Annotated in this window: 10 protein-coding genes; 2 read left to right on the top strand and 8 right to left on the bottom strand. The window is 57.4% G+C overall.

What is annotated here, in order from left to right; genetic code table 11:
- Nucleotides 1-151: 151 nt before the first annotated feature.
- The 7 genes from BLW70_RS19070 to BLW70_RS19040 form a co-directional block, all read right to left on the bottom strand.
- A complete protein-coding gene (locus BLW70_RS19070) occupies nucleotides 152-577 on the bottom strand; it encodes an AprI/Inh family metalloprotease inhibitor (protein WP_074876532.1) in 426 nt (141 codons plus the stop codon).
- A gap of 67 nt (nucleotides 578-644) precedes the next feature.
- On the bottom strand, nucleotides 645-2,102 hold the full coding sequence (locus BLW70_RS19065; RefSeq protein WP_074876529.1) for a serralysin family metalloprotease: 1,458 nt from the start codon (nucleotides 2,100-2,102) through the stop codon (nucleotides 645-647).
- A 478-nt stretch (nucleotides 2,103-2,580) separates the two neighbouring features.
- Complete coding sequence (locus BLW70_RS19060; protein WP_074876527.1) at nucleotides 2,581-3,039, bottom strand: REP-associated tyrosine transposase; 459 nt, start codon at nucleotides 3,037-3,039, stop codon at nucleotides 2,581-2,583.
- Between the two features lie 92 nt (nucleotides 3,040-3,131).
- Nucleotides 3,132-4,217 carry a polyamine ABC transporter substrate-binding protein gene (locus BLW70_RS19055; RefSeq protein WP_074876525.1) on the bottom strand — a complete coding sequence of 362 codons (1,086 nt, stop codon included), beginning with the start codon at nucleotides 4,215-4,217 and terminating at the stop codon, nucleotides 3,132-3,134.
- A 60-nt stretch (nucleotides 4,218-4,277) separates the two neighbouring features.
- Nucleotides 4,278-4,619 (bottom strand): cupin domain-containing protein, encoded by a 342-nt coding sequence (locus BLW70_RS19050; protein ID WP_074876523.1) that lies wholly within the window; start codon nucleotides 4,617-4,619, stop codon nucleotides 4,278-4,280.
- A gap of 43 nt (nucleotides 4,620-4,662) precedes the next feature.
- Nucleotides 4,663-6,066, bottom strand: coding sequence for an NAD(P)/FAD-dependent oxidoreductase (locus tag BLW70_RS19045; protein WP_074876521.1), 1,404 nt, complete (start codon nucleotides 6,064-6,066; stop codon nucleotides 4,663-4,665).
- Between the two features lie 50 nt (nucleotides 6,067-6,116).
- Nucleotides 6,117-6,932, bottom strand: coding sequence for a helix-turn-helix transcriptional regulator (locus tag BLW70_RS19040; RefSeq protein ID WP_074880680.1), 816 nt, complete (start codon nucleotides 6,930-6,932; stop codon nucleotides 6,117-6,119).
- Between the two features lie 262 nt (nucleotides 6,933-7,194).
- Here BLW70_RS19040 and BLW70_RS19035 point away from each other — a divergent pair, with 262 nt between their 5' ends.
- Nucleotides 7,195-7,467, top strand: coding sequence for a DUF1652 domain-containing protein (locus BLW70_RS19035; protein WP_008156356.1), 273 nt, complete (start codon nucleotides 7,195-7,197; stop codon nucleotides 7,465-7,467).
- Between the two features lie 66 nt (nucleotides 7,468-7,533).
- On the opposite strand, the gene BLW70_RS19030 is transcribed toward BLW70_RS19035, so the two are convergent.
- A complete protein-coding gene (locus BLW70_RS19030) occupies nucleotides 7,534-10,008 on the bottom strand; it encodes a UvrD-helicase domain-containing protein (protein ID WP_074876519.1) in 2,475 nt (824 codons plus the stop codon).
- 280 nt (nucleotides 10,009-10,288) lie between these two features.
- On the opposite strand from BLW70_RS19030, the gene BLW70_RS19025 reads away from it, so the two are divergent.
- Complete coding sequence (locus BLW70_RS19025) at nucleotides 10,289-10,984, top strand: pirin family protein (RefSeq protein ID WP_074876517.1); 696 nt, start codon at nucleotides 10,289-10,291, stop codon at nucleotides 10,982-10,984.
- The last annotated feature ends 15 nt before the right edge of the window (nucleotides 10,985-10,999 follow it).

The raw sequence follows: 10,999 nt of genomic DNA, 5'->3' as shown, positions 1-10,999 counted from the left end.
GCGAAGTTTCCATTAACTGTCCGCACTGGGGCGGATATAGGCCTTGCGGTAGCGCTTACAAACTAATAACAACTTTCTGTGGGCGACAGAACGCTGCCACTAGTTGGGTGGTGCTTATGCCAACCATGACAAGCGTTATGTTTGAATCGTGTTATTGCACCTGACGCACAAGTGTTATGACCAGATCGGATTTCAATGTGGCTTTATACGATCCATCACGTTGGCGGCTGAGAAATAGAACCTTCGAACCTTCTTTGCCGGTGATTGCCAGGCCATCCGGCTCAGGGAACCAGCCAATCGCAGATTCGCCGTCCAGCCAGGCGCTGAGACAATCGGCGCCCGCACCCAGCGTCTGTTGCGGTTGAAAGTCGATGACGCAGACATTGGACGGTTTGTCCTGCAACGCCAGGGACTCTGGCGAGTCATCTTTGGCGCTCAGGGTCGCCTGCCATTTGCCGGCCAGTTCCGAGGGGTCTGCTAATTTCAGGCTGCTCGCCATGGCTACATCTCCAAAAATCATCATGAACGTCGCCAATAGCCACGCGGTTGTTCTGTCAGTGAAGCCGTTGTGGATCATAAGGCGCTTTACTCCGATCAAGGCCCAGAGAGCAGCGCGTCTGCGCCGCCCTCCTTTTCACCTCACATTACGCAGCGATGTCGGAGTAAGCCGCCTGGCCCACGGTGCTGACCATGAAATCAGCCACGCCGTGCCCAGAGAAGTCCACCGACAACAGGCTGTTGCCGCCCGAAGAGGTCAACACTGCATCGCCTGCCGCACCGGTGAACGAGTTCACGAAATGCAGGCCCGCGCCGTTGGTGATGCCGGTCAGGTCAATCTTGTCCAGGCCGCTGACAAAATCGAGGATCTGGTCGATAGCACCGGGTTTGGAATCGCTGCTGGCGGCGAACACGAAGGTGTCCGAACCGGCGCCACCCCACAGTTTGTCCGCGCCGCCCGCGCCGAAGAGAATGTCGTTGCCGGCACCGCCCTTCAGTTCGTTGGACACACTGTTGCCGATCAGCAGGTCGCTGCCCGAACCGCCGATAGCGTTTTCGACGGTGACGCCCTTGGCGATGGACACGTTACCCACCATGCCGCCAACGTCGGAGAACGAGGCCTCATTCAGGTTGATCTTCTGGTTTTGGGTAAAACCGGAGAAGTCCAGGGTGTCCTTGCCGCCCGCATCCCATACCGAAAACACAACCTTGTCCGACGACGAAGCCGCGCTCAGGAAGTCCCGTCCGGCGTTGGAGTTGAAGCCGTAAGTGGTGTCACCGGTACGGGTGGTGGTGTTGGCGCCGTAGAGCTTCTGGATGGCGGCGATATCGTCCATCAGCGGGCCGGACGAATAGGTTTCGACGCCGCCCTTGCTGAAGTTCTGGCTGGTATTGCTTTCACTCCAGTAGCTCATGACGCTGTAACCGCGGGTGTCTTGCCCGTAGGAAGCGTCGTTGTAGGTCGGAGCACCTTCGCCGGCGTTGTAGTCGCCAGGGTGGGCCAGGCCCAGGGAATGACCGATTTCGTGGGTCAGGGTCTGACGCCCGTAGTTGTTCAGGTCCGGCGTCTTGTTGACGTTATAGCCACTGCCCGTCAGATACCACGAAGTACCGTCATAACCAGCACCGGTGCCCGGCAGATAAGCGAATGCCGCTGCGCCATCCTGGCCACCGCTGTAGTTGCCGAAGGTCATATGAGCGTCGCCGCCCGTGGCCTTGTCGGTGAACGTGACATTGGCCACATCGGCCCAGGATTGCATGGCCAGCACGGCCTGGGCTTTCTGCTGAGCGCTGAACTGGCTGAACCCGGTAATCCCGTGCTTGTTCATGGTGCTCGACGACGCCGAGGTCAGGAACGTGTAGGTGAGTTCGATTTTGCCGCTGCCGTCCTTGTCCTGGTAGGCAGCGCCATCGCGCAGCAACTGGGTGGCTGCCTGGTCGACGGAGAATGAGGGTTTGCCATTGACCATGAGGTTACCGCCCCGATCATACTGATGGCTGAAGCTATTGATCTGGTTGAACGCAGAACTGGATGCAGCCAATGCTTGCAGTGGCTGGAATGCCTGTTCGGCGGTATCAATAGCGTTGTCTTTTACTTTCGACATAAACACACTTCCTTGTTTAGCTATGGAACAGTTTTTTGTCAGACAGCGACAATCTCTGGCGAGATCGTCCTATCACTCGTCCAATGAAGGCGAAAGAAAACTGACACAATTCGAAATCAAACGTCTACATTTTTTTTGACGTCAAATTGAGTTGTTCCTGCAAGTACCCGGAAACAATGCCTGCGCTGTCGAAATATTGTTTGTTAGATGGCGGTTTGCGCAAATCGTCTGACGATTTGTTATTTAATTATTAAATAGAGGTAAGTTACTTTTTTGTCGACGGGGTCTCACTTTGCTGAACTTATTAATATAAGTGCCAGCGCATTGATATCAGTTGGATCTTCATTGGATTAAAGATTTTGGCGACTGCTTCGCAGCCGAACGCAGGCTGCGCCAGCTGCTACGAGGATTGCGGTGTACACAAAACCTGTAGCAGCTGCCGAAGGCTGCGTTCGGCTGCGCAGCAGTCGTCAGATACTCACAACCAACACGCATCCCACAGCGGATAATCATGAACCCGCGTCACCAGTCCCGCCCGGATCGGATTAGCTACGACATACCGCGCAAGCGCTTTCACATCGTCCTCCCTCCGAACCGCACGATCGTGGTAACCCTTCTGCCACATCCGCCCTCGCCGCCCTAGAGCCTGATTGACCGCCAAGCTACTGCGGGATTTGATTCGGCACATCAGCTCCGCCAGCGTTTTGTCTCGCAGCTGTACCAAACAGTGCATGTGATCCGGCATCACAACCCACGTTAGAAAGTCGCCCCAACCCTCCTCCTGTGCCTGACGCAACTCTCGTACGACCAACCTACCCAATTGCCAATCAACAAAAAACGGCTGCCGCTGATCAACGACAACCGTTAGCAAATAAATGCGCCCTGACTCAGAAAAGCGACCAAGACGTACCTGTCCCGCATTTATACAAACAGGCATTCCATTGCCTCCTGATCCATCGAAAGGAGGCCTGGAATCTACAGCGTGTCAGTCAGCCCGATGAGCACCCAATGACTACAAGGTATGAACCCTCAACTCCCGGTCCGAATCTTGTTCCAGACCCGTGTCCGAATCCGGTCGATGTTCAACGGCATCGCCTCCAGCGCAAACAGTTTCCCCATCATGTCCGGGCTCGGGTAGACCTTCGTGTCGTTCTTGATCACCGGGTCGATCAGGCTGTCGGCCTGTTCGTTACCGTTTGCGTAGTGCACATAGTTGCTGATGCTGGCCATGACGTCCGGGCGCAGCAGGTAGTTCATGAAGGCGTAGCCGGCCTTTTCGTCCGGGGCGTCCACCGGCATGGCGACCATGTCGAACCAGATGGCGGCGCCTTCCTTGGGAATCTCGTAGCCGATGTCGATGCCATTCTTCGCTTCTTTCGCGCGGTTTTCGGCTTGCAGAATGTCACCGGAGAAGCCGACGGCCACGCAGATGTCGCCGTTGGCCAGGTCGCTGGTGTACTTGGACGAGTGGAAATAGCTGACATACGGACGGACTTTCATCAGCAGCGCTTCAGCCTTTTTGTAGTCTTCCGGGTTCTTGCTGTGATGCGGCAGGCCCAGGTAGTTCAGGGCCGCCGGCAACAGCTCGGGGCCGTTGTCGAGGATGGCCACGCCGCACTTTTGCAGCTTTTGCATGTTTTCGGGTTTGAAAATCAGGTCCCACGAATCCACTGGTGCGTTATCACCCAACACAGCCTTGACCTTGGCGATGTTGTAGCCGATGCCGGTGCTGCCCCAGAGATACGGGAAGCCGTGTTCGTTGCCCGGATCGTTGGTTTGCAGGGCTTTGAGCAGCGTCGGGTTGAGGTTTTTCCAGTTCGGCAGTTGGCTCTTGTCGAGTTTCTTCAACGCCACGCCTTGAATCTGCCGCGCCATGAAGTGGTTGGACGGGAAGACCACATCGTAGCCGGATTTGCCGGTCATCAATTTGCCGTCGAGGGTTTCATTGCTGTCGAAGACGTCGTAGCTGAATGCGATGCCGGTTTCTTTCTGGAAGTTTTTCGTGGTGTCCGGGGCGATGTACTCCGACCAGTTGTAAATCTTGACGGTCTCGGCCGCGTGGCCGAGGGTCGCGAAGAGCGCAAGGGGAGCCAGAGTCAATGTCTTTCGGATCATGAGTCGATTCCTGTTTGATTTGTCTTTTTTTATTGGGGGAGCTGGCAGGCAATCAGTGGATCAAAAAATCAAAACGTAGGTCTTGCGCACGGTTTCCTGGATATCCCAGATACCGAGGCTGTTGGCTGGCAACATCAGTGCATCGCCGGCTTCTATGTGCAGGGTTTCACCGTCATCCGGGGTAAACGTGCAGCGCCCCTGGAGAAAGTGACAGAACTCCTGGGCGACGATCTGCCGCCGCCAGCGGCCGGGCGTGCATTCCCAGACGCCGGTTTCGACGCCGTCGTCGCGTTCAACGCTGGTGGTCGAGGCCACTGCCACGGGCAAGCCCAGCGGTACGGCGACCGGATTCGACTGTTCCAGCTTCAGGGTTGCGGTGTTCTTGAATTGGGTGATGCTCATGGGAGTACCTGTCGATTGAGCCGATAGATGAATAACGCGCCGTTTACCGCATGAAACCTTCCATGAAGCCGGCAATACCGGTGGCCAGTTTTCGGCGCCAGGGTGCGGTGGTCGGGTTGGCCAGGGTCTGGTCTTCGTGGACAAAGCTGCGGATGATCGCGTTGTAGCCAAGCCAGCGGCAGGGCTCCGGTTCCCAGGCCCGGAGCGCGTCGAGCCCTCCGTGGATGACCCACGGCTGCCGAACCAGTTCGGTGTCGCGCTGCAGAATCAGGTCGGCCAGCGTCCGGCCGCCCAGGTTGCTGGCGCCGACGCCCTCCCCGCCATAGCCACCCGACAATGCGATGCCACTGGCCTGATCACACAACATGTGCGGCTTGAAACGCCGGGACATTCCCAGATTGCCGCCCCAGGCATGGGTAATCCGCACGTTCTTGAGTTGCGGGAAGAGTTCGCCAAACAGATAACGCCGCAGCTCCACTTCGCTGGTGGTCAAGTCGAAGTTGTGGCGTAACCTGGCAGCGAACTGATAACCGCCCCGCGCGCCGAACACTAACCGGTTGTCAGCCGTGCGCTGGCCGTAAGTGACCTGGCGACTGCTTTCGCTGAAAGCCTGGCCGCGACTCAGGCCGATTTCATCCCACGTGGCGGCGGATAACGGCTCGGTGGCCACTATCAAGCTTTGCACCGGCAACTGATAACGCCCCAACGGTGGCAAGGTGACCGAGTAACCTTCGACCGCCGGCACGATCCAGCGGCTGCGAACCGAGGCTTTCGCCGTGCGTAGCCCCCCCGACTGCCATTGGGTGACCGGGCTGTTTTCGTAAATTCTGACGCCCATTTTCTCCACCGTCCGGGCCAGGCCTCGCACCAACTTTGCCGGGTGAATGGTTGCGACGTGCGGTGCATAGATGCCGCCATATGGTTTGGCGATTCTGATCTGTTGCGCCAACTGCTCGGGGCCGAGCCAGCGGTAATCGCTTTCGGTCAATCCCTGGCTATAGAGCGTGTCGAGATAGTGCCGAAGGCTGGCTTCTTGTTCCGGATAGCGGGCCGCGCAATACAGCGCCCCGCCTTTGCGGTAATCGCAGTCGATGCCTTCACGTTCGAGGACAACCCCGACTACGTCAGGAATGCCGTGTAGCAAATCGAAAGACGCCCGGCGCTGTTCGGGCGGCAAATCGGCGAGCAAGCGGTCTTCGCCCAGCACATTGCCCATCAGCCAGCCGCCGTTACGCCCCGAAGCGCCAAAACCGGCGGTTTGTGCTTCAACGATGGCAATGCTCAGGTCGGGCGCCTGGCGTTTGAGGTAGTACGCGGTCCAGAGGCCGGTGTACCCCGCGCCAATGATGGCGACGTCAACGTCCAGATCCTGATCCAGCGCTGCACGCGCCAATAATGGCTCGTCGAGTTGATCCATCCACAAACTGATAGTGCGCCACGCCGACATGCAAGACTCCGCCACTCAAACTTCGATGGCGTCGATCCTAGTGCTTGGACTCAGAGGCTGTCTTGCGCGCGTGCACGCAAAGAAATTTGTTTGACGTAGGCCTTGGGCGACTGGCCGGTGTGCTGGCGGAAGCAACTGTAAAACGCCGACAGCGAATTGAACCCGGCGGCAAACGCCAGTTCGTCGATACGCAGTGGCGGCGTGGCGCTATCCAGTGCCGCGAGCAAATGCTGCAGGCGCGCGTGGTTGACGTATCGATAGAAGCTCTGGCCAAGCACCTGATTCAGCAAGTAGGAAATTTGATTGCGGCTGTACCCGCACTCCTTCGCCACCCGTTGCAGGTCGAGTTCGGGATCGAGATAAGGTTGCTGGCCCTGAAAATACTGCTGCAAGTCTTCAGCCATGAAACTCAGCTGGCGTGCAGACAGCCCGAGTCGACTGACCGCCGGACGTTGGCTGCTGGTGGCCTTGCTGACGGGCTGTTCATGCACCAGCGAGGCATATTCGTTGACCCGCCAGATCAGTCCGTCACGGACGGTAATCGCCTCGCTGGCCCGGAACGACACCAGGCCTCCACCACCGCGCAGGGTAATACGGTACTGAATGAACGCCGTGTTGCCGTCCAGACGAATACGGTCCGAGTGCTCCAGGGCTTCATCGGCATCGCGAGGCATGCTACTGCGCACGTATTCACGCAACTCGGACAGCCCCATCACACGGTTCTGGAAGAAATCGCTGTACTGAATCTCTGGATGATAGAGCGCCATCACCCCGTCCAGATCCCGGTGTTTCCAACGCAAGTGATAGCGCATCACCGTGTCGCCCGTGGCCTGGGCTTGCAGCGGACCATCATCATCGGCGTGCATAGAGGACTCGGCGAAAAAAAACCGAGCTTGCCGAAATTCCGTCTCGGCTTCAATGACCAACCGTGATGGCCCATTGCCGGACCCGGGCTATTTCTATGACCTGCATCAAAAAAACTGAACCAATCGCTAAACGGCCTGAAAAATCCACATTCTTTTCACATTCGGATGCTACTTTTAAAGGCAGTCACCGGTTGAGCCATTGAAGGCTCTTCCCTCCTAACATGAGCTAAAGGAAGCGCTCGATGAATAAGGCGGGCTACATATGAATAAAGGCTTCAGTAAAGTCACCTTTCCCAATGCCTGCCAGCTGATGCGCTGGCATTTTCATCCCATGGGTTTCGAGGCGAGCATGGATGCGCCGGGCAGCATGATTGCCCGTCTTTTTGACCGTGCCAGTGGCGAGACCATGATCGCCATCGCCGGCATTCCTTGCGCGACGGTAATGAATGCTGCGGATGTAGAACGAATAATCGAAGCGGTGGAAGACGAGCTTGAGGCCTTCATTCCGCCAGCCGCCCTCAGGAGCTATGCCTGAAGGCTGAACTTCAAACAACAAGCCCACGTTTAGTGGGCTTTTTTGTGCGCGACGATTTTTTACGGTTTACGCCGATGCCTTGCCCTGCCGGTGATCGGCAAAGAACGCCTTGCCCTTGCCGATCCGATCGGACGCTTTAGGCACGTTGGCTGCCTGGGTGTCTTGCCCATCGACATACCAATAGCAATGACTCACCGCCCGAGTGATGCCGACGTAAGCCAGTCGCAGGATCTCGTCTTTCTGTGCGCTGTCATACGCTTCGCTGTCGCCTGGTTTGCCGAGACCCGCCATGCGGTAGACCTGATTCTTGTACGGCGAACTGGTGAGGTGTTGGCAGTCACCCAGCAGGAACACGGCGTCAGCCTGAAGTCCCTTGGCGCTGTGATAAGTCAGCTGCTTGAGCCTCCGCGCTTCGTACGGCAAGCTAGAATCCACATTAACTACAGACTGAATATGTTCTTCTATCAATGACTTATCGCTGCTTTTTCGATAAAGCATCAAGATTGAATCGCCCTTTTGGTAGTGCTCCATCAGGCGTTTGGCCATGCCTTGATCGTCACGATCGAGAACGTTAACCGGCAGCAATGCCTTCGGCTCGCCACTGGCCTTGGCCTTCTTGCCTGCGATCGCCGGCGCCGCACGAACGATATGTTCAGCGGCATCGATGATGTGCTGGTGACTGCGGTAGTTGTCGCTCAGCATGACTTTGGTCGTGCCAGGTGAAGGGAATTCCTTGTTGAATTCCATGAAGTACGTCGGCGAACTGCCCCGCCAGCCGTAGATGGACTGCCAGTCATCGCCGACACACAGCAACGACGAACGTTGTGCGCCGCGCCCCACATGCATGGCCGGGCCGCGACTGCGGATTTCCGTGAGGCTCGCGCGAATCCAGGAAACGATCTGCGGCGATACGTCCTGAAATTCGTCGATCATCAGGTGCGACATCGGCCTGAGCAGCTCATCGCTCAGCAACCTCAGGTTTTCCGGCGAATGTTCGCTGAACAAGGCGAACATCCGGTTGTAGGTCATCACCGGTGGCTTCTGATCGAGCAGATGATCTTCCAGCGCTCGCCAGTACAAGCTCAAGGCCTCGAAGAAAAACCGGTCGGGGTCGTCCTTGGCAAAACTCATCTGGCCCACGGCATTGGGTACATCCAGGCCAAGATTCTCGATAAATCCGGCGGCAGCGACAAAACAGTCCAGCAACGGCGCAGAACTGAGCTCGCCCTTGACCTTGTAATCGAAGCCCGGCCCGGCGCTGGCATCGCCTGCAAGGGACGCCAATACACGCTTTGACGATTCGTAACTATCAAGCCATATCAAAGGCTTACGACAGAAAGCTTGAAACAGGGTGCGCTTGACCGCCCATTCCGCTCGAACGCTCAATTTGGCATTCGGGCGGCTGGCCTGCGGGTTTTCCCGTGGATCGAATCCCAGCACCACCCAAGCGTCCAGGCTGGGAATATAGCCATGACAATGAAATGTCGAGCCGTTGATATCGAATGTCTGGCGCTTCGGTTCAATGCCTTTGATTGGCCAGGCACCCGCGCGAAACCACAAATCTTCGATAGCGTCGCAGAGCTCTTCATCACGCTTGGCGGCCAGTTCGGTCACGGCCATGCGTTTCTGCACATCCGGGTGATCGCGCTCCAGCTCCTTGAGTTGCAGTGCATGACGAGACAACGGCTTGATCAGTTCGCGAAAGCGCTCATCGCGCGTGTGCAGGCTGTGATAGCAGGCGTTGAGTTGCTGGCGCTGGGCGTCGTTGATCCGCAGGTCGAAAGGGTTGCTATCGACCTCCTCATCGCCGCTTTGCGCACGGTGACTGAGGTTTTCGAAGGCTTGCAGCCGCTCGAAACCGGGCAGGCTGCGAACCATCGGCAGGATTCGCGAATGGAAAGTGCGCACCAGATCGCGCGCCTCCTTGAGGCTGAGCGACCGGCCCCAGAGCGCAAACAGCTCGATCAGTTTGTTGATGAAGTCTTTGCGCGATTCACGGGTAAAGGTCACCACCGTCATCGAACTCAGCTCGAACCCCAGATAATGGGTGAGCAGCAAAATACGCAACACCAACGTGGTCGATTTGCCCGCACCCGCGCCGGCAATCACTGAGGTCGAGGGCGTGTCGCTGAAGATCATTTTCCACTGCGCAGCGCTGGGTTGGGCGTGCGGTGGCAGCAGTCGGGCGACATCTGTCTTCATGCGCTTTTTTAACTCAGAGCTCAACGGCAGACGCCAATCGTCGAACAGATTCTCGTCAACATTGGGCGGTCGGTGTTCGGTCGAGCGCGAGTCGCGGATCAACAATACCTGCCGGCCTTCCTCCAATCCTTCAAGTTTGCCTTCCTTATAGCCGTAATCCACCCCGGCGCTGTGCCCGCTGCGAAAGCCGTCGGCCTGGCCGTGCAGCCAGGATGCCCGGTGTTGTGCGCGCAGACGCGTGAGGCCGTGACCAAAGAACCGGGCGGCCAGACGCTTGAGCAGCGGCATCTCGGCCAGGGGACGAAGCTCAGGAGGAAGATCGGGGGTGTGTTGCGGCACGCGGGCTGACTCCAGGGTGTGAGGCTGTTGCAGGCTATGGTGTCTGCATTTGCCATTCAGTTCTAGTGAAATGCTTACAGCTCATTGGCTTATGCGATGAAGTGAAGGTTGGGTGAGAATCTTTCGAGGTGATTAGATATCAAGTTATTCGATTGTATTGAGGCATTTTTTACGCTTTTTATCGATTAGTTCCTGATAGATGATGCTCGCCATCAACCACCGGTTCGCGTTTCGTGGCTCAGGCGCTGCGCCCCATGACGAACCTATTCAGGAGACGATCATGCTTGAACTCAGACCTTTCAGCTCCCTGGGCGGCGCCCACCATGGCTGGTTGGATGCCCATCACCACTTTTCGTTCGCCGAATACCATGACCCGAAACGGATGAACTGGGGCAACCTGCGGGTGTGGAACGACGATGTGATTGCGTCTGGCACCGGGTTCCCGAAACACCCGCACCGGGACATGGAAATCATCACTTACGTCCGTGAAGGCGCAATCACTCACGAAGACAATCTGGGTAACAAGGGTCGCACCGAGGCCGGCGACGTTCAGGTCATGAGCGCCGGCACGGGGATCGCCCACAGTGAATACAACCTGGAAACCACCGAGACCAGGATCTTCCAGATCTGGATCATCCCGAACGAAACCGGTTTGGCACCGTCCTGGGGCGCCAAGCCGTTTCCAAAAGGCCAGCGCGAAGGTTTCGTAACGCTGGCGAGCGGTAAAGCCGGCGACGATCAAAGCCTGCGCATTCGAGCCGATGCGCGATTGGTGGCCGCAAACTTGAAGGCCGGTGAATCCGCCGAGTATCGCCTGGACAATGGCCGTCGCGCCTATCTGGTACCGGCCACCGGCGTCATTGAAGTCAATGGCTTGCGCGCACAAGCTCGAGACGGTGTTGCGGCCGCCGATGAGCACGTGTTGCGGGTGACCGCCATCGAAGACAGTGAAATCGTCCTGGTGGACCTGGCTTGATCAGGTAAACGCGGG

The sequence above is a fragment of the Pseudomonas frederiksbergensis genome (genome assembly GCF_900105495.1).
In the GTDB taxonomy this organism is placed as follows: Bacteria; Pseudomonadota; Gammaproteobacteria; order Pseudomonadales; family Pseudomonadaceae; genus Aquipseudomonas; species Aquipseudomonas frederiksbergensis.
This window is presented reverse-complemented; position numbering and strand designations above follow the sequence as displayed.